Here is a 19,786-nt window from a genome sequence, read left to right on the forward strand (position 1 = left end):
GGCCGGTGACCGAGCCGTGGGACGGACGGAACAGGAGACAGGCAGATGAGTCGCACACCGGACGCCCCGGAACCGGCGGAGGCGGCGGAGACGACGGAGGCGTTCGACCGGTTCGTCGCCCGGCTCGCGGCAGGACCCGTCGGGCCGGAGCACCCGGCGGCCCCCGCCGACCTGGGAGCCGAGCTGCCGTCGTGGCTGGCCCAGCTGGCCGCCGCCCTGTTCCGCGGCCAGGACGAACCGACGGCGCGGCGCTGGGCGCGGAGCGCGCACACCGCCCTCGGCCGCCTCGAAGGGCCGGTTCCCTTCGCCGTCGTCCACGACTGGCACGCCCACGCCGTGGCGCTGCTCCTGGCCGAGGTGAGCGCCCGGCGCGGCGGCGAGGGCGCGGCCCTGGAGTCCGTACGCCGCCTGCACGAGCGGGCCCTGGCCGGGGAGCGGGCGACGGAGGAGGAGTGGACCGAGGCGCTCGGCCCCGCCCTCACCCAGGTCTACGGCTACGCGTACGCGTACGCCGACGCCTACGCCACGGCCTCCGTCAACGCACGCGAGTACGCGATGGACAACGACTACGGCGAGGAGAAGGCAGCCGAGTTCGCCGCCATGTACGCGAAGCTCAACACCGACGCCAACGCCCGCTCCTACGCCGACGCCAACGCCCTGGCGAACACCCGGGCGCTGGCCGCCGCCTTCGCCGCGGCCGACGGGCAGGCGTTCGCGCAGGCGTATCCGTTCGCGTACGTCCACGCCTACGCGCTCGCCGACGCCGAGCGCGCGGAGCAGACCGGACGCGACGAGCGGTACCGGGCGGCGTGCGCGCGGCTCGCGGACGGGCTCGCCGCGGCCCTGGACCGCGCCGCGAACCGGTAGGTAGCAGGACGCGCAAGGACGCTCACACACCTGTGAGGAACGGACGAGGGGGCGGAGGCCACAGCGGCCTCCGCCCCCTCTCGTCGTGCGTCAGGCCGTGGGCCGGTGACCCGCGATCGCGACGCGCTGGGCGTAGCGCGAGTACGGGAAGTAGTCCCAGATCGCGTGGTGCTGCACACAGCGGTTGTCCCAGAACACCAGCGTGTTCGGGGTCCAGCGGACGCGGCAGCTCAGCAGCGCGGTGTTGGTGATCTGCTTGACGATCATGTCGATGACCGCCCGGCTCTCGCCCTTGGAGAGCTGCTCGATGTGCGAGACGTAGATGCCGTTGATGAAGAGCAGCTTGCGGCCGGTGTCGGGGTGGCGGGCCACCACCGGGTGCGTGTTCACCGGCACGTCGTACTCGGGCGGCGGGGTGGCGCCCTCCCAGGCGAGCAGGCCGTTGTGCACGGCGGTCATCGGGTCCAGGAGCGCCTTCATCGCGGGCGACAGCATCTCGTAGGCGAGGTGCATGTTGGCGAACATGGTGTCGCCGCCGCTGCCGACCTCGGGGGTGCGCGTGACGTACAGCATCGAGCCGAGCGACGGCCGCAGGTCGGCGGTGCCGTCGGCGTGCCAGCCGTGCCCGGCGACGTTCCGCGACTCCGCGTCGGCGCTGATCTCCAGGATGTGCGGGTCGGAGCCCTCGGGGGCGAGCGCCACCGGGTGCAGCTCGCCGAAGTGCCGGGCGAAGCGCTTGTGCTCCTCGCCGTTGATCTCCTGGTCGCGGAAGACGAGGACGTGGTGGCGCAGGAACGCCCGCTTGACCTCGGCGGCCTGCTCCTCGGTGAGCTCCTTGGACAGGTCGAGTCCGGACACCTCGGCGCCGATCACCGGGGTCAGCGCGTCGACCGTGATGTGGTCGTAGACCTCGGGCGGCCGGGTGGTGATGGCCTCGATGGCGTCGAGCGCGAACTGTTCCATGGTGGTGTTCCTCCTGCGGATCGGATGAGTGGGCGGGGCCGGTGCCGGCCCGCGCGGTGCGGCCGTGCGGCGGGTCAGAGGCCGAGGTCGAGCAGCTCGGCCAGGATCAGGCGGCCGAAGGCGAGGCTGCCGTGGATCGCGTCGGTGGCCTCGCTGAACTCCGGGCGCTGGACGCCCGCCCCGTCGGTGACGCGGGCGCGCAGGTCCACGACCTCGACGCCGAGCTCGAGGAGCGCGCGGCGCACGACGTCCTGGGCCGCCATGAAGACCACCGGGTCGGACATGCCGGGCACCCGCTGCGGCGGCATCACGGAGACGACGCGGAGCCCCAGGTCCCGCGCGTGGCCGTAGAAGGCGAGGGCGTCGCGGACCGTGGCCCGGACGAGGTCGTCGAAGAGGCGGCTCTCCAGGAAGCCCGGGACGAACGCGCCGCCGACGCGGTACACGTCCCAGTTCGCCGTCGTGGCGACGAAGTGCGCGCTGAAGCCGAACGTGCACACCAGCGGCACGGTGAGCTCGTCGAGCCCGTCGACGCCGATCTCCTGGAGGAAGCCCCGGTAGAGCGTGTCGGTCTCGGGCTTGCGGAAGGCGACGTCGTTCCCGCGCCGGTCGAAGAACCCCGCGTTGAACTCGCGCCCCGCGCCCACGGGACCGCCGCTGAAGGCGATGCCCGCGGCCTTGGCCGCACGGCCGATCACCCCCGCGTGCGAGTCGCCGAGCAGCAGGAAGCGGGCCGTGGCCGTGTCAGTGGGAGTTGTAGTAGTCGAGTACGGCGTCATCGCACCAGAAGTCCTCTCCGGCGTTCGGGGTGGTGGGGCGGTCGGCGGGCCGCGGCCGCTCGGCCGGGCGCGGGGCCCCGGCGAGGCCGTCGAAGAACCGGCCCATGACGAAGTCGACGCCCTCCGGCGTGACCGTACGCAGGTTCGGCTCGAAGAACCCGGCCCGGAACGGCGCGCCGGTCACGATCTCGTACGAGGGGAAGTAGTCGACGTGGTCGAGCTCCTGCGCGAGCTGCCCGGCCACCGCGCGCAGGACGGACTTGGAGTACGTGGTGGCGGTGAGCGCGTGACCGCCCGTCGCGGTCGCCGTCAGCGGGACCGGGGACACGGTCAGGAGCACCCGCAGCCCCGGGTTGACGCCCCGGGCGAGCTCGACGGCCGCGGACAGGTCCCGGTACACCTCGGCGAAGGTGAAGTTGTGGAAGGCGTGCCGCTCGGCGTCGTAGGTGCCGCGCACGGTGCCCGGGCAGACCGGGTGGACCGTGCCGTCGACGCGGTCCAGCCACGCCTCCGTCAGGCCGAGCGTGAAGACGAGGCAGCTCGCCTCGGCGACCGCGCCCCGGACCGCCGCCAGGGTGTGCTCGCGCGCCTTGGCCACCTCCTCGGGCGAGGCGTGGCCCGCGGGCTCGACCGAGGGGCGGAACGGGTCGAAGAAGCGGCCCTCGTCCTGCCACACCCCCTCGGGCGGGGCGCTCTCGCCCAGCGCCCACGACAGCCACTGCCGCAGCGTGGCGGCGGTGTAGATGTTGCCGGTGCGGAACGAGAACGCGCCGTACTGGCGGGCCTCGCGCTCGGCCGCGGTCAGGCCCGGCGGGGCCGGTTCGGCGTCGCGCCAGTTCATGCCGCGCTCCAGCAGGGCGCGGCCGATGTGCCGGGCGAAGCACGACCCGGCGGTGAGGATCACGTCGTCCTGCCCGAGGGCGAACTTGGGCGTCCACAGCTCCGCGATGTCACGCGGGTCCGGCTCGGCCACGGCGGTGCGCCAGAAGGAGCGCGGCGGCAGCGATTGATAGGGGTTCATGAGGGTCCTTCGATGGTGCGTCGGGCGGTGTCAGCAGGCCCCGGGGAGCGGTGCCGACGTGGCGTTGACGGTGTCGGCCACCGCCCGCACCCGAGGTGCCCGGACGATGTCGTAGTGCGTGGTGTCGAGCGGGTGGCACTCCCGCAGGGCGGGCAGCCGCTCCTGCCACAGCCGCTGTTGACGCTCGGGCGCGCCGAGCGCGGGCAGCCCCGCCACCGGCCGCGTCGCGAGCCACAGCCAGGCGGGCGTCGCCGCGAGCACGGGCGGCTCGTGCTCCGCCATGCCCGCGATGTTGGCCCGGCAGCAGCGCGCCAGGCGTTCCGCGTAGGCCGCCGCCCCGGCGCTCGCCTGCCCGGCGCCGCCGCCCTGGTTCAGCTCGTGGGCGAAGACCGCCTCCAGACGCGTGTCGTCGTACGCCCGGAAGTGCGGCCCGGCGTCCGGCGGCGGCGGGTCGAGCAGATAGAGCCCGTCGGCCGGGCGTCCGGCCGCCTCCGCCTCGGCGGCCATGGCCTGGGCCACCCAGGCGCCGAACGACCAGCCCGCGAGCCGCCACTGCCACGTGCCGTGCGGGAAGCGCGCCTGGAGCGCGGCGTGGTACTGGCGGGCCCGCTCGGCGAGGGACCAGGAGGGCGGGTCGCCGGCACGGAGCGCCGGGTCGGCGATCAGACAGACCGTCAGGCGGGGGTCGAGGGCCGACACCAGCGCGCGGTACGCCTGGATGTCGCCGCCGACCGGGTGCACCAGGCACACCAGCTCGCGGCCCGTGCCCTCCTGCCAGACCTCCAGGGTGACCGGCTCCGCGGTGGCGGGCGCGGCCTCGCCGAGGTGGGTGAGCACCTCGTTGAGGCTCACCCGGTGGCTGAGCCGGGACAGCTCGATGTCGACGCCGAACCGCTCGTCCACCTCGGCGATCAGGTCGATGAGCGTGAGCGAGTCGGCGCCGTGGTCGTACAGCGAGGCGTCCGGGTCGAGCTCGTCGAGGCCGAGCGCGTCCCGGAGCCACCCGGCGAGCTCACCGGCGTCGCCGCCGGCGCTCACCGGCGCGTCCCGCTCCGCGAGGGGCGGCGCGTCCTGGCGTCCGGCCAAGGGCGCGTCGTCCGGTGGCGCGTAGAAGTCCCGCACCCGCTCGATGTCCGTCGTGGAGACGAGGAGCTGCGGCAGCTGGAGGCGCAGCGCCCGTTCGAAGAGCCGCTGCCCCTCCTTGACCGCGAGGCCGAACGCGAGGTGGGCCTGGTGGCGGGCGTCCGAGCGCAGCGCGTCGCGCGCCATGCCGACCTCGCTCCAGATGTCCCAGTCGATGCCGATGCGCAGCGTGGCCTCGTCCGCGCCGGACCGGTGCCGGGCGAAGCCGTCGAGGAGGCCCGCGGACGCGGCGTAGTCGAACTGGCCGATGCCGCCGAACAGGGCCGCCATGGACGAGCAGTACACGGCGAAGTCCGGCCGGTGCCGCTCGATCAGGCGCTCCACGAGCAGGGCGCCGCCCAGCTTGGCCGCCGTCACCCACCGCATCGCGGCGCCGTCGCGGCGGGCGAGGAGACCGCCGCCCGCAGCACCGGCGGCGTGCACCACGCCGTCGACCCGGCCGGTGTGCCGCTCGATCCTGGCCAGGACGTCGTCGGCCGTGTCCTCGGCCAGGTCCGCCGCGACCAGGTCCACCCGGTCCGCCCACTGCGCCAGGTCGGCCGGAAGGCGTCCGCTGCGGGACAGCAGGACCACGCGGCAGTCGGCGTGGGTGAGCAGCACGGCCGCGAGGGCGCAGCCGATGCCGCCCGTGCCGCCGAGGACCACATAGGTGCCGCCCGGCGTCACGCACAGGCCGGAGGGCGCCGCGAGCGCGGGCGCGGGCACCGGGAGCAGCGCCTGGCGCCACCAGTAGCCCTGCCGCAGGGCGAGCCGCCGCGGCAGGTCGGCCGTGGCGTCCGCGCCGGTCAGCAGGCCCGCGACGGCACGCGCCCAGTCGGCGGGCGCGGCGCCGGGCAGGTCGAGCCAGCGGCCGTCGACGCCCGACTCCTGCGGCACGACCTCACCGGCGCCCGCGAGGAGCCCCAGCTCGGGCCGGTCCACGTCGCCCACGACGGGCTGGGCGCCGTACGACAGCCACCAGGGCCGCAGCCGGAGAGGACCGGCCGCCTGCACGAGCGCGGCCGGAGTGTCCAGACAGGCCCACCGGGCGCGCTCCAGGTTCGCCCCGCCGACCGGTCCCTCGACGGCGAGCGGCAGCGCGTGCAGCCAGTCGACGCCGGCCCGGGTCGCGTCGCCCAGGGCGGCGAACAGCTCCCGCAGCGAGTCCGCGTCGGCCGGGTCCACCTCGTACACGTCGTCGTCGACGCGGGCGAAGGCACCGGCCGCGTCGACCCGCACGACCCGCTCGTACGCCGCCTCGAAGACGCGCAGTGCCTCGGAAGGCAGCGGCCCGGTCGTCATGACCACGAGGAGGCCGGACGCGGCGGGGCCGTCGGTGCGGGCGGCACGGGCCAGGCGCACCCAGTGCGGCTGGTGCAGCCAGTCGGCCTCGGGCAGCCGCTGCGGCTCCGCGACGGACTCGCGGGGGGCGGTGGCGCGCTCGAAGGCGTACGGGGTGAGGCGGAAGACCGGCGGGGGGAAGTCCCACGGCGCCGGGGCGGGGCCGGCGGGCCAGCGCACGGCCCGGCCGGACAGCCAGGCCTCGGCGAGCTCGGCGGCCGTGCGGCCCTCGGCGCGGTACGGCTCGTCGTCCGCGGTGGCCTCGGCGGTCACCTCGACACCGGACACCGTGCGCAGCCACGCGACCGCCGCGGCGGCGTCGGCGCACACGGCCGCGGCCCGCAGGCGGCGCGGCGTGCGACCCGCCTGCAGGTGCCGCAGCACCTGCGCGTACGCCTCCGGCCGCGCCTCCAGGTAGGAGGCGACGAGCGCGGCGTCGGCGCGCAGGCCCTCCGCGCTGCTGCTGGAGAGCACCAGGCAGGGGACGGCGGGGGGTTCGGCGGCGGCCTCGTGCGCCTCGGCGGCCTCAAGGACCAGGTGCGCGTTCGTGCCGCCGATGCCGAAGCTGCTCACCGCCGCGACCCGGGGTCTGCCGTCGGGCCAGGGCAGCTCCCGCGTCGGCACGTAGAAGGGCGCGATGTCGGGGCCGAGTTTCGGGTTGAGCTGGTGGAAGTCGACGTTGGGCGGGATCACCCCGTGGTGCACCGCGAGCGCGGCCCGCACCAGGCCGACCACGCCCGCGGCGGCGCCCAGATGGCCGATCTGGCTCTTCACCGATGTCAGGGCGCACCGGTCGGAGCCGTCCAGGGCGAAGGCCTGGCGCAGCGCGCCGACCTCGACCGGGTCGCCGAGCTGGGTGCCGGTGCCGTGCGCCTCGACGTAGCCGAGGTCGGCGCCGGCGCGGCCGCTGCGGCGCAGCGCCGAGCGGATCACCTCGCGCTGGCCCGGCAGCGAGGGCGCGCTGTAACTCAGCTTGCCCGAGCCGTCGTTGTTGAGCGCCGAACCGGTGATCACCGCGTACACGGTGTCGCCGTCGCGCCGGGCGAGCCGCAGCGGCTTGAGCACGACCACGCCGACGCCGCTGGCGCCGATGGTGCCGCTGGCGTCGTCGCTGAACGGCCGGCAGTGGCCGTCCTTGGAGAAGATGTGCTGCGGGCGGTAGCGGTAGCCGTCCGTGAGGAGCGTGTCGACGAGCACGCCGCCCGCCAGCATCACGTCGGCGTCGCCCTGGCGCAGCAGCCCGGCCGCCACGTGCACGGCCACCAGCGAACTGGCGCACGCCGCCTGGACGGTGAAGGCGGGACCCGTCAGGTCGAGGTGGTAGGCGACCTTGGTGGTGAGGAAGTCCTTCTCCTGGTGGAGGGCCATCTGGAAGCTGTCGGGCAGCCGCTCGGGGTCGGCCTCGCGCATCAGGGACTGGTGGTACGTGTTCTCGCCGCACCCGGCGACGATGCCGACGCGCCGCCCCGCGGGGTCCGCGATCCCGGCGTGCGCCAGGGCCTGGACGGAGCTCATCAGGAGATGGCGCTGCTGCGGGTCCATCAGCCGCGCCTCCTGGCGGCTGATGCCGAAGTGCTCCGGGTCGAAGCCGAGGAGACCGGACATCTGGCTGCGGGCGCCGACCAGGCCTTCGGCGGCCTCGAAGTGCTCCATGCCGCGGCCCCCGGACCGCACCAGGTCCCAGAACGCGGCCAGGTCGTCGGCGCCGGGCAGCCGCACGGCCATGCCGATCACGGCGATCGGCTCGTCGGCCGGGCCCGCAGGCCCGGACTCCCCGCGCGCGGGCGCGGGGCCCGCGTCCGCCTCGGCCGCCCCCCGGTCGAGGAAGCGGGCCAGGCTGCGGATCGTCACGTGCTCGAACAGGTCGGGGATGGTGAAGTCGAGGCCGGGTTCGGCGCCGCAGCGCAGATGGAAGCGCATCAGGTCGAGGCTGGTGGCCCCGGCGTCGAAGAAGCGCTGCTCGGGCCCGACGGGACGGCCGAGCACCGCCTCGAACAGCTCGGTGAGCCGGGCCTCGCGCGCCGAGAGGACCGGCGCGGCCCCGCCCCGCGGCCGCAGCTCCTCACCGGGCGCGGTCAGCACCCCGCGGCGGTCCAGCTTGCCGCTCGGCGTGAGCGGAAGGCGTGCGAGCCGCCGGAACCGGTCGATGCGTACGTACGCCGGAAGCAGCGGCGCCAGATGGCGCGCGAGGTCCTCCGGCGACGGGACGCTCCCTGGGCACTCCAGGCAGGCCACGAGCCGGGCGTCGTCGTCCCGGGCCACCACCGCGTTGGCGACGTCGGGGTGGCGCAGGAGCGCCGCCTCGACCTGGCCCAGTTCGAGCCGGTGGCCGCTCAGCTTGATCTGCTGGTCGTCGCGGCCCAGGTAGTGCAGCAGGCCGTCGTGGTCGAAGCGGGCCACGTCGCCGGTGCGGTAGAAGGTGCCGAGCCCGGGCAGTTCGACGAAGCGCTCCGCGTTCAGGGCGGGGGAGCCGAGGTAGCAGGGGGTCACCATCGGCCCGCCGACGAGCAGCCGGCCGGGGCAGCCCGGCGGCACCGGCTCGTCGGCCTCGTCGACCACGCGCAGCCAGGAACCCGCCACGGGCACGCCGATCGCCGGGCGCTCCGGCCAGTCGGCCGGGTCGCCCTCCAGGCACAGGGCGCTCACCACGTGCGTCTCGCTCGGCCCGTAGTGGTTGAACAGGCGCGCGCCCGGCAGCCCGGCGAACCAGGCGCGGATCGCGTCGGTGCACAGCAACTGCTCGCCCGCCGTGATCACTTCGCGCAGGCGTGCGGGGAAGCGGCCGAGCCGCACCGCGTGCTCGGCGAGGACCTGGAGCGCCACGTACGGCAGGAAGAGCCGCTCGATCCCCGCGGCTTCGAGCTGGTCGAGGAGCGCGGGCGCGTCCTGGCGCCAGGAGGGCCGCACGAGGTGCAGGGTGCCGCCCCCGCACAGCGTGCTGTAGATCTCCTGGAAGGAGACGTCGAACGACAGCATGGAGAACTGCTGGGTGGCGGCGGGCGCCGTGAGGCCGCCGGTGGTGCGCTGCCACTGGAGCAGGTTGGCCATCGTCCGGTCGGGCACCTGGACGCCCTTGGGGGTGCCGGTGGAGCCGGAGGTGAACAGGGTGTAGAGCGGTCGCGCGCCGTCGTGCGGCGGGGACTGCGGCAGCGCGTCCGCGGCCGCCGGGCCCAGGGTGACCTCGTGGCGCGGCAGTCCGTCCGGGGCGAGCGCGGCGAGCGCCGCCTCGTCGCCGGGCGTGACGAGCACGCACAGCGGCTCCACCTGCTCCAGGATCTGCCGCAGCAGTCCCGGCGGGTACGCCGGGTCGAGCGGCACCGCGGTCAGGTTGAGCCGGGCGAGCGCCAGGAGCGCCACCACGTGCTCGACCGACGGCTGGAAGTACAGCGCGACCTGGCACCGGCCCCGCGGCGGCAGCGGGTGCCGCTCGCTCAGCTCGGCCGCGAGCGCGGCGGCGTGCGCGTCGAGTTCGGCGTACGTCACCGTGCGGTCCCCGGTGGCGAGCGCCGGGGCGTCGGGCGTGCGCCGCGCCTGCTGGGCGAAGCCCTCGGCGACGGTCGTGAAGGGCAGGGCGGGGGCGACGGAGCGGCCCGGCTCCGGCAGGGCGCGGCGGTAGGGCGCGACCAGCTCGGCCAGGGTGGTGTCGGAGCCGTCGGCGAGCCGGTCGATGCCGCGCCGGAACAGCTCGTCGAGGGCCGCCACCTGGGCGGTGTCGAAGTGGCCCGCGTCGTACTCCCACAGGCAGTCGAAGCCGGTGCCGCGCTCGATGACCGACAGGGTCAGCGGGCACTTCGCCCGGTCCGGGACCGGCCACTCGGGGCGGGTCGCGCAGCCGGGCAGCGCGAACGCGTCGAAGTCGGTGTTCTCCAGGACGAAGAGGAAGTCGAACGGCGCGTCACCCGCGCCCGCGCCCCGGTCCGCCAGGGCGTCGGCCAGGGCCACGTCCTGCCGGTCGAGGACCGCGCGCGCCGCGGCGCCGTGCTGCCGCACCTGGGTGCGGAGCCGCTCGCCGGGCGACAGGTCCAGGGGCAGGAGCACGGTGTTGGCGAACATGCCGACGCTGGCCTCGAAGTCCTGCACCGGCCGGTTGGCCACGGGCCCCGCGATCCGGGGCCGGGCGCGGCCCGTCACCCCGTACAGGCTCCAGGCGTACACCCCGAGCAGGAGCTGGAAGCGGGTGAGGCCGAGATCGGCGCAGAGCCGGTCGAGCACGGCGCGGCGGTCCGCGTCGAGCGTGGTGTGCAACAGCCCCGCGCGGTCGCCCGCGCGGACGGGCTCCAGCGGCGCGCTGTCCGGCGCGGCGTCGGCCGACTCGGCGTAGTGCGCGCGCAGTTCGGCGCGCAGCGCCCGGTAGGCGTCGCGGGAGAACCACTCGCCCTGCCAGGTGGCGTAGTCGAGCGGCGTCGGCGCGGGCCGCGCCTGCGGCGCCGGGTCCGCGCCGTCTCGCGCGTAGTCCGCCGAGAGCTCCCGGAAGAGCACGTTGAGGGACCAGCCGTCGACCGCGATGTGGTGCAGGAGCAGCAGCAGTTCGCCGCCGCCGGGCCGGGGCAGCCAGCAGGCCCGCAGCAGCCGGGGCAGCGCCAGGTCGAAGGGGGCGGCGAGGAACCGCTCGGTGAAGGCGCGGCGGCCGTCCTCGTCGCGCAGCGCCTGTGCGTCGGGCTCGGTCCACGGGTCGTAGGGCTCGGCCACCACCTGCCGCACCCCTTCGGGCGTGGCCTCGAAGGCGGTGCGCAGCGCCGGATGGCGGTCGACGAGACGCCGCAGCGCGCGCCGCAGCGCCTCGGCGTCGACCTCGCCGTCCACGCGGAAGACCATCGGGACGTGGTACGCCCGGGACGCGGGGTCGCGCTGGTGGAGCAGCCACAGCCGCTGCTGCTCGGAGGTCGCGGGGGCGGAGCGCGCACCGGCCGGGGCGGGCGCCGCCGGGTAGGGCGAGCCGCCGGTGCCGTCCGCGCCGCCCGCCTCGACGGCGGCGGCCAGCTGGGCGAAGTCCCCGTGCAGGACCAGGGCCTGGGGCAGCTCACAGCCCCAGCGGCGGCGCGCCTCGAAGCGCAGCCGCAGCGCCTTCAGGGAGTCGCCGCCGCAGGCGATCCAGCGGTCGGCGAGGCGCAGCCCCGTGAGGCCGAGGACCTCGCCCGCCAGATCGAGCACCTCGCGCTCCAGGGCGGTGACGGCCTCGGCCGCACCGGGCTCGTCGGCGCGCCGCCAGGGCGCGTCGGGGCGCCGCAGCAGCGCCGCCGTGTCGACCTTGCCGTTCGCGTTGAGCGGCAGCGCGTCCACCAGGTAGGCGCGGTGCGGCCGCATGTACGCGGGCAGGCTCGCCGCCAGGTGCGCGTCGAAGTCGTCGTACGAAAGGTCGGCGCCGAGGACCAGATAGGCAAGGAGTTCGTTGACGCCGCTCGTGTCGCGGCGGGTGCACACGTACGCCTGGCGCACCGCAGGGTGCGCCACGATCTGCCGCTCCAGCTCGCCCGGTTCGACGCGGAAGCCGCGGACCTTGACCTGGCGGTCGGCGCGCTCCACGTACGCGATGTGGCCTTCGGCGTCCAGGCGCACCAGGTCGCCGGTGCGGTAGTGGCGCGTGGAGCCGTCTCCGTGCCAGGGCAGCGTGACGAAGCGGCGCCCGGTCTCCTCGGGGAGGTTGCGGTAGCCCGCGGCGAGCGCCTCGCCCGACAGATACAGCTCGGCCACCTCGCCGGGTTCGGCCGCGCGGCTGCCGTCGGCCGCCACGAGCAGCGTCCCGGTGCCCGGCAGGGCGCGCCCGATCGGCACCACGTCGCCGTCGAAGTCGCGCGGGATGGGGTGGCACAGCGCGAACGTGGTGGCCTCGGTGGGGCCGTACACGTTGTGCAGACGGGTGCCGCTGTCGGCGTTGTCGCGGTACCAGCGGCGGATCAGACGGGCGTTGAGCTGCTCGCCGCCGGTCAGGAGCTGGCCGACGGAGGAGAAGCAGTGCGGCACCTTGTCCACGACAGCGTTGAACAGCGCCACCGTGATGAACACGATGTCGACGCGCAGCCGCTCCAGGGCGGCCGCGAGGACCTCGGGGTCCTGGACCGTGGCGTCGCCGAGGATCACACAGCGGCCGCCGGTGAGCAGCGGCACCCACACCTCGAAGCTGATCGCGTCGAAGGCGGGGTTGGACATGCAGGCGAAGCCGGCGCCCTCGTGGGTCTCGACGTAGCCGGGCTCGGCCAGGCGCAGGATGCCCGCGTCCCGGACCTCGACGCCCTTGGGCTGCCCGGTGGTGCCGGAGGTGTAGAAGACGAACGACACCGGCGCGGCGGGCGCGAGCGCGTCCGGCGCGTCCTTGCCGCCGTCGAGCAGCGCGGCCACGGGCAGCGGGCGCACGTCGTCGGGCAGCGCGTCGGGTGCCGCGCCGCCGTGGACGACCGCCACGCAACCCGAGTCGGCCAGGATGTGGCGGCGCCGCTCGGGCGGGCTCTGGGCGTCGAGCGGTACGACCACCGCGCCCGCGCGCAGCGTGCCGAGCATGGCGCAGACCAGTTCCCAGGAGCGCGGCAGACAGACCGCGACCGCCTGGCCCGGGCGTACGCCGTGGTGGCGCAGCGCGGCGGCGACGGCGGCGCTGGCCGTGTCGAGCTCGCCGTAGGTGTGGGACCGCTCCCCTTCGACGACCGCGACGGCGTCGGGGTGGCGGCGGGCCCGGTCGAGCACCGACCGGGCGAGCGTGGGGGCCGGGGACGGCACCGGTGCGGCGATGGTCATTCCGCCTCCCGCGCCGGAGCGGACTCGGCGAGCCGCGGCTGACCGGTCCCGGCGATGCGGGCCAGTTCCGACTCGATCCGCGCGGCGACCCGGAGGATCTCGGCGGACTCCAGCATGCCCCAGTGGTCGCAGGCGATCGACTCCACCTCGAAGTCGCCGTCGGCGCGCTCCCGCCAGAAGGCGCGCACGTCCGCGAGGAAGTTCTCCGTCGCGCCCTCGATCGCCTGGAGGAAGACGGTGCGTGCCGCGGTCGGCAGCGGGTCGTAGGCGACCGCGGTGGTGCGGTTGTGGTTGTAGATGTGGAAGTACTGCTCGATCTGCCGGTCGTCGATGCCCGGGTACATGCCGTTGAACTTCACCAGCTTGTCGCGGAACTCGGCCATGTCGACGGTGGCGATGTTGGCGCGCTGCTCGGCGTTGCCCGCGCCCTGGGCGTCGAGCAGCACCACGCTGACGTCCTCGTGGCCCGCGGCGGCGAGGAGGCGGCCCATCTCGTGGGCCACGAGACCGCCGTAGGACAGACCGGTGAGGATCAGCGGCCCGCTGGACAGCGGCTCGATGAGCTTCAGATAGGCCTCGGCCATGGCCTCGACCGTGGGCAGGAAGGACTCCCCGGGGTTCACGCCCGGGGACTGGATGCCGTGGACGCCGATGTGCTCCGGTAGCGCCTTGGCCAGCGAGAGGTAGCAGAAGGCGGTGCCGCCCGCCGGGTGGACGCAGACGACGTGCGCGTCGCCGTCGCCCGCGCGGAACCGCAGGAGGTTGCTCGGCGGCGCCCCCGAGGCGCCCCGGCGCAGCCGTCCGCCCATCTCCTCGATGGTCGGGTGCAGCATGACGTCGCGGACCGACAGGGTCTCGCCGAAGGCCTCGCGGACGGCGTGCACGAGCTTGATGGCGGAGACGGAGGTGCCGCCGATGTCGAAGAAGCTGTCGCGGATGCCGATGTCCGGCTGCAGCAGCAGGCGCCGCCATATCTGATACAGCGTCAGTTCTATGTGGTCGCGCGGGCTCGCCAGATTGACCTGGGCGGGCCGGTCGGTGCGGGCCCGCTCCAGGAGCGCGGCACGGTCGAGCTTGCCGTTCTGGGTCTGCGGAAGCCGCGGCACCTCGACGAACACGCCCGGGATCATGTGGGCCGGAAGCCGTCGCGCCAGGGCCGCGCGCCACTCGGCGGCCGGGCGCGGGGTCGCGTCGCCCACGCCGACGGCGGCCACCAGCTGCGGCTCGCCCGCGCCGTCGCGGTCGGCGATGACCGCCGCCTCGGACACGCCGGGCTGGTCGAGCAGCGTCGCCTCGATCTCGCCCAGCTCGATGCGGAAGCCGCGCAGCTTGATCTGGTGGTCGCGGCGGCCCGCGTACAGGAGGTTGCCGTCGGGCAGCCAGCGGACCAGGTCGCCGCTGCGGTACATGCGCGCGCCGGGCACGAACGGGTCGGCCACGAACCGCTCGGAGGTCAGGCCGGGGCGGCCCAGATAGCCGCGCGCCATGCCCGCCCCCGCGATGTACAGCTCGCCCACCACGCCGACGGGCACCGGCCTGAGCCGCTCGTCGAGCACGTACGTACGGGTGTTGGCCACCGGCGGGCCGATCGGGGCCTGGCGCTCCAGGTCCTGGGGGGTGAGGTACGCCGTGCAGTACAGGGCGGTCTCGGTCGGGCCGTAGCCGTTGAGGATGTGCAGGCCCGGCAGGACCCGGGTCATGCGGTGCAGGCTGTCCTCGGGCAGGGGTTCGAGGCCGGTGTGGATGTAGCGCAGGGACAGGCCCGCGAGACGCTCCTCGGGCGCCTCGCAGATCCACTTGACGTAGGCGGGCGGAAGCAGTGCCTCCACGATGCGGTGCTCGCGCATCCAGGCGAGGAGCGCCTCGGGGTCGTCACGCACCTCCTTCGGCACCAGCTGGAGGACGCCGCCCGAGGTGAGCGGGAGCAGCAGCTCCTGCACCGAGGCGTCGAAGGCGAAGCTCGGCCACATCGCCGAGGCCTGGCCCGGCGTCGCGTCGAACCGCGTCTGCCAGTAGTCCAGGAGGTTGAGGATGCCCCGGTGCGTCGCGGCCACGCCCTTGGGGCGGCCGGTGGAGCCGGAGGTGTAGATGACGTACGCCAGGTCGTCGGGGCGGAAGCCGCGGCCGGGCGCGTCCTCGCTCAGCCCCTCGGCCTCGACGGCGGTGAGCGGCAGCCAGGCCCCGTCCGGCGGCGCGGCGTCGTTGCTCAGGACGAGCAGGGCGTCGGCGTCCGCCACCATGCCCGCGAGCCGCTCGGCGGGCAGCGCCGGGTCGAGCGGCAGATACGCGCCGCCCGCCTTCAGGACGCCCAGGATGCCCACGAGCAGGTCCACCGACAGATGCGTGTGCAGGCCGACGACGCGGTCGGTGCCGATGCCGCGCGCGATCAGGGCGTGGGCGAGCCGGTTGGCCCGCCGCTCCAGGGTGGCGTAGTCGAGCGCGTCGCCCGCGTGGACCACGGCCGTCTGGCCGGGCCGCTCCCGCACCTGGGCCTCGAAGCGCTCCACCAGACCGGCGGGCGAGCCCGTGGCGGCGGTGTCGTTGAAGTCCACGAGCACCTGGCGGCGGGCGTCCTCGTCGAGCACGGACAGCTCGGCGACCGGCGTGCCGGGGCCCGCGGCCAGCTGCTGGAGGACGTGCCGCAGCTGACGGACGTACCGCTCGGCCGTCCCGGCGTCGAACAGGGCGGTGGCGTAGTCGAGCGTGCCCGTGAGCCCGCCGTTCTCCTCCGCCAGGGTCAGGGTCAGGTCGAACCTGGCGACCGGGAGCGGCGTCGCGAGCGGCGTCGCGTCGACGCCCGGCAGCGCCCACGCGCCTTGCTCCGCGCCGTCCTGCCAGTCGAAGAGGACCTGGAACAGCGGGGTGTGCGCGAGGCTGCGGGCCGGCTTGACGACCTCGACGACCTGCTCGAACGGCAGATCCCGATGGCGCTGTGCTGACAACGTTGCCGCGCGGACGCGCTCGATGAGCCCGCCCACCGTCAGGTCGTCGGACACCGCGATCCGCAGCGCCAGCGTGTGGGCGAAGGAGCCGATGAGCCCTTCGAGTTCGGGGCGGCTCCGGTGGGCGGCGGGCGTGCCGATCACCACGTCGGGCTGGCCCGCGGCGCGCGCGAGCACCAGAGCCCACGCGGCCAGGACCGTCATGGACAGCGTCGCGTCGCCGCCGGCCTCCTTGAGCGCGGCCGTCAGCTCCGCGTCGACGTCGAGCCGCACCTGTCCGCCGCGGTAGTCCTGCTCGGCCGGGCGCGGCCGGTCGGTCGGCAGCTCCAGGAGCGCCGGGGCGTCCGCGAGGGCCTGGCGCCAGTAGGCGCTCTGCCGGGCCGCGGCCCCGTCGGGCGCCGTGTCGGCCAGCCACTGCCGCTGCCAGGCGGCGTAGTCGGCGTACTGCACCGGCAGCGGCGGCAGCGGGTCGGGCGCGCCCTCGCGGAAGGCCGCGTACAGGGCGCCGACCTCGCGGGTCAGGACGCCGAGGGACCAGCTGTCGGCCACGATGTGGTGCGCCGTGAGCATCAGGACGTGCCGGTCGGCGCCGAGCGTCACCAGACGGCCGCGGATCAGGGGGCCGTGCGCCAGGTCGAACGGGGCCGCGGCCTCCTCCCGGAGCACGCGCGCGAGTTCGGCCTCGGCGTCGGCCCTGCCGGTCAGGTCCTCGGCCGTGAGGGGCAGGCCCCCGCCGGGCGGGTCGATCTCCTGTACCGCCGCGCCCCCGTCGGCCACGAGGCGCGTGCGCAGCACTTCGTGGCGGGCGACGAGCGCGTCCAGGGACCGGCTCAGCGCCACCCGGTCCAGGGCGCCCCGCAGCTCCACCGCCGTGGGCATGTGGTGCGCCTCGCTCGCGCCCGGCATTTGCGACAGGAACCACAGCCGCTGCTGTGCGGAGGACGCGGCCAAGGGGGCGGCGCGGTCCGCGGTCGGGAGGGTCACGGAAAGGGGGACGTCGCTGTTCGCGGACAAAGCTAACTCTTCCACTCTGCGGGTGGCTTATTCACGGTGGTGAGGGGAGTGGTGACGGAAAGGCGCGGAGATATCACTCAGCGAGGTCGGCCGAGTATCCCGGCAGTTCCGAATTTGCAATCGGATCCATAATGCGTCGGGCCTTTGGGCCCAAGGGGCGCTGATCGTAAGCGAATTCGTTGCCGCGTGGCCCGACGTGCCGTCTGACCTGCTGTGCGGCCTGGATACCTCCGGACACGTGGGGAGCCGTCAACGGGATGATCGATCAGTCCTTGAGGGTCTGTCAATATGGCTGCGCCTGTCCTGCCCCGCCGCAAACGAGCGGTATGGGAAAGGTCATAGACTTAGGCTCGGGTATTGCCTGGAGGGGCCGGTTCCGGGCAGATTGGGCCAACCGCTGCGTGCGGGGCCGCGGACCGCTGCGTGCGGAGACCACGGACCGCTGCGTGCGGGGCCGCGGACCGCTGCGTGTGAGGGTCACGGACCGCTGTGCGCCGTGGCCACCGGGATCGGGCTCGCCGTGGCCGCCCACTGCTCCGTGGTGCGACCGCCCACCGCCCCGTGCCGCTGCCGTCGACCGGCCGCCGTGCCCGCGGGCCGTGAACCCATGGGCCGCGGGCTCGTAGGCCCGTGTGGGCCAACCCCGCCGGCAGGCCTCGCTCTTCGACGCCCGGCCGCCGCTCAGCCGTCGCCGGGCCCCGTTCCCGGTGCGCCGGGCGGCGGGGCCTCGGCCGAGGCCGCGCGCCGCAGGTGTTCGGCGAGGGCGACCGCCGCGGGCGCCGCGGCCCGGTCCCCGACGCCCCACGCCAGCAGGAGGCGCCGCCGCGACCAGCCGTCCTGGAGCGCGCACACGTCGAGCGGCCGGTGCGGGTCCAGGGCGCGGCGCGGAACGACGGCGAGCCCGACCCCCGCGGCCACGAGCGCGACGAGGGTGCTCAGTCCGGCGACGCTCGTGCGGTAGCGCACCACCGGCGCGTGCGGGCCGAGGTGCTGCTCGATCCAGCGGCGCAGCGAGGACTCGGCGTCGAGCCCCACGAGCGGATGCTCGGCGACCTCGCTGTACGTCAGGGCGGTGCGCCCGGCGAGGATCCCGCCCGCCTGGCCGATCACCACGAGGGAGTCGTCGCCGAGGGGCTCCAGGACGAGCCCGCTGTCGTGGGCCTCGTCGTCGACGACGACCCCGAGGTCGGCCTCGCCGTCGGCGAGCATCCGCAGGGTCCGCGGGGTCCGGCTCTCGGACACCGTGACGTCGGTGTCCGGGTGCGCGCGCAGGAACGACACCAGCGCCCGCGGCACGAGCCCGTGCATCGCGGACCCGCCGCTCAACAGGGTCAGGGGCGCGGCGGGAGAGCGGGTGTAGCTGGCGACGGCGCTCTCCAGGCGCGCCGTGTGCGTGAGCACGTCGCGGGCGTGCCGGGCGAGGGCGGTGCCCGCCGGCGTCGGCCGCACCCCGCGCCGCCCCCGGATCAGCAGGGCCACCCCGGCGTGCCGCTCCAGGGAGCGCACCCGGGCGCTGGCCGAGGGCAGGCTCAGATGCATCCGCCGCGCACCCGCCGTGATCGACCCCTCCGCCACGATGTGCAGAAAGAGCCGGAGGTCGTCCAAGTCGTAACGCACCTCCGCGAGCCTATGGCACAGGCTGAGGCACAGTGTGTCGATTACGCATTGTGGGCCCGCCCCCGACCGCGTGATGCTCGGCGGGTGTCCGAGATCCTGTTGGCCCTCATCGCCGGAGTCGCCGCCGGCACGCTGAACGCCCTCGGCGGCGGAGGCACGTTCGTGGCGCTGCCCGCGCTCGTCGCGGTCGGCGTGCCGCCCGTGACGGCGAACGCCTCGTCGACCGTGGCCCTCCTGCCCGGCACCATGGCCAGCGCCTGGGTGTACCGCCGCGACGTCGCACCGGTGGGCGAGACCTCCACGACCGCGCTGACCTCGGTCAGCGCGGTCGGCGGCGGCCTCGGCGCGGGACTGCTCCTGGCCCTGCCCGCGGCCTCCTTCGACGCGGCCGTGCCGTGGCTGCTCGCCTTCGCCACCGTGGTCCTGGCCTGCGGCCGCCGTCTGGCGCGGGCGCTGAGCGACGCCACGGGGCGCCCGTTCGGCCTCGGCTCCACGGCGGTGCTCGGCGGGCAGTTCCTGCTCGCCCTGTACGGCGGATACTTCGGCGGAGCCGTAGGCATCATGATGATGGCCCTGTGGAGCGTGGGCCTCGGCCTCGACACCGCGGTCAGCAACCCCATGCGGACCGTCCAGATCGCGGCCATCTACCTCACCGCGGCCGTCCTCTTCCTCGTGTGCTCCGACGCCCTGGACACCCCCTGGCTCCTCGCCGCCATGCTCACCGGCGCGGTGACCGGCGGCTTCACGGGCGCCCACTTCGCCCGCCGCCTGTCCGCGCGCGTGCTGCGGGGCGTCATCCTCACCACCGCCGTCACCATGACCGTCCTGTACTTCGTCCGCAGCTGGGGCTGACCGGGGTGGCCGACACGACCGGAGGCGCCGGGGACGAGGGCGAAGGCGAAGGCACCGCCGGAACCGCCACGCCGTCCCCGGACCTCTCCCCGCAGGCGGCGCGCGCCCGGCTGCTCCTCGCGTACGAGGCGTACGAGCTCTCCGAACTCGCGCGCGCCGCCGTGCCGGTCGGCCCGCGCGAGCTGCGCCCCGACGGCACGCCCCGGACCCCGGGCGCCGCCCTTGCCGACGCCGCGCACGTGCTCACGGCCGCACGGCGGCTGCTCGAAGCGGCCGTCGTATACGAACGTCTCGGCGGCGCCGCCTGGCAGCTCGTCGGCGACGTGCTCGGCGTACCGGCACGCACCGCGAGCGAGCGGTACGCACCCGCCGAGGCCCGGTTCCGCGCGGGCACCCCCGAGGCCCCGGAGCGCTGGTGGCACGCCCACGTGCGGCGGGCCCCCGGCGAGGCCGCGCGCGACCTCGACGACTGGGTCCTGCGCCACGCCGACGGAGACGCGGACCCCGGCCCCGCGCCGGTCTCCGACGGCTTGCCCTGA

9 protein-coding genes are annotated in these 19,786 nt (G+C 75.2%); 3 read left to right on the forward strand and 6 right to left on the reverse strand.

Going from position 1 to position 19,786, the window contains the following annotated elements; translation table 11 throughout:
- Window positions 1-45: 45 nt before the first annotated feature.
- Window positions 46-867, forward strand: a complete 822-nt coding sequence (locus MQV74_RS36000; protein ID WP_242727435.1) for a SpcZ — start codon at window positions 46-48, stop codon at window positions 865-867.
- A gap of 90 nt (window positions 868-957) precedes the next feature.
- Here the strand turns inward: MQV74_RS36000 and MQV74_RS36005 are convergent, their stop codons facing one another.
- The 6 genes from MQV74_RS36005 to MQV74_RS36030 all read right to left on the reverse strand — a co-directional run bounded on the left by MQV74_RS36005 (window position 958) and on the right by MQV74_RS36030 (window position 18,395).
- Window positions 958-1,830 (reverse strand): TauD/TfdA dioxygenase family protein, encoded by an 873-nt coding sequence (locus MQV74_RS36005; protein WP_242727437.1) that lies wholly within the window; start codon window positions 1,828-1,830, stop codon window positions 958-960.
- A 74-nt stretch (window positions 1,831-1,904) separates the two neighbouring features.
- Entirely contained in the window at window positions 1,905-2,609 is a 705-nt protein-coding gene (locus MQV74_RS36010) for a hypothetical protein (protein WP_242727439.1), read from the reverse strand.
- Window positions 2,575-3,630 (reverse strand): GSCFA domain-containing protein, encoded by a 1,056-nt coding sequence (locus tag MQV74_RS36015; protein WP_242727441.1) that lies wholly within the window; start codon window positions 3,628-3,630, stop codon window positions 2,575-2,577. The genes MQV74_RS36010 and MQV74_RS36015 overlap by 35 nt, the downstream gene beginning before the upstream one ends.
- A gap of 30 nt (window positions 3,631-3,660) precedes the next feature.
- On the reverse strand, window positions 3,661-12,822 hold the full coding sequence (locus tag MQV74_RS36020) for a non-ribosomal peptide synthetase (RefSeq protein WP_242727443.1): 9,162 nt from the start codon (window positions 12,820-12,822) through the stop codon (window positions 3,661-3,663).
- Window positions 12,819-16,748 carry an amino acid adenylation domain-containing protein gene (locus MQV74_RS36025; protein ID WP_308402345.1) on the reverse strand — a complete coding sequence of 1,310 codons (3,930 nt, stop codon included), beginning with the start codon at window positions 16,746-16,748 and terminating at the stop codon, window positions 12,819-12,821. Before MQV74_RS36025 ends, MQV74_RS36020 begins: the two co-directional genes overlap by 4 nt.
- A 711-nt stretch (window positions 16,749-17,459) precedes the next feature.
- Window positions 17,460-18,395 (reverse strand): LysR family transcriptional regulator, encoded by a 936-nt coding sequence (locus MQV74_RS36030; protein ID WP_242727445.1) that lies wholly within the window; start codon window positions 18,393-18,395, stop codon window positions 17,460-17,462.
- Window positions 18,396-18,479: 84 nt separating this feature from the next.
- Between MQV74_RS36030 and MQV74_RS36035 the strand changes: the two genes are divergently transcribed.
- Both MQV74_RS36035 and MQV74_RS36040 read left to right on the forward strand, forming a co-directional pair.
- Window positions 18,480-19,247 carry a sulfite exporter TauE/SafE family protein gene (locus MQV74_RS36035; protein WP_242727447.1) on the forward strand — a complete coding sequence of 256 codons (768 nt, stop codon included), beginning with the start codon at window positions 18,480-18,482 and terminating at the stop codon, window positions 19,245-19,247.
- 5 nt (window positions 19,248-19,252) lie between these two features.
- Entirely contained in the window at window positions 19,253-19,786 is a 534-nt protein-coding gene (locus MQV74_RS36040; RefSeq protein ID WP_242727454.1) for a hypothetical protein, read from the forward strand.

Origin of the sequence: Streptomyces sp. AN091965 (assembly GCF_022698285.1) — a bacterium.
Classification (GTDB): Bacteria; Actinomycetota; Actinomycetes; order Streptomycetales; family Streptomycetaceae; genus Streptomyces.

Coding starts and splice junctions, on each gene's coding strand:
- MQV74_RS36010 (WP_242727439.1), bottom strand. CDS start 2,609: ATGACGCCGTACTCGACTACTACAACTCCCACTGACACGGCCACGGCC.
- MQV74_RS36000 (WP_242727435.1), top strand. CDS start 46: ATGAGTCGCACACCGGACGCCCCGGAACCGGCGGAGGCGGCGGAGACG.
- MQV74_RS36020 (WP_242727443.1), bottom strand. CDS start 12,822: ATGACCATCGCCGCACCGGTGCCGTCCCCGGCCCCCACGCTCGCCCGG.
- MQV74_RS36015 (WP_242727441.1), bottom strand. CDS start 3,630: ATGAACCCCTATCAATCGCTGCCGCCGCGCTCCTTCTGGCGCACCGCC.
- MQV74_RS36005 (WP_242727437.1), bottom strand. CDS start 1,830: ATGGAACAGTTCGCGCTCGACGCCATCGAGGCCATCACCACCCGGCCG.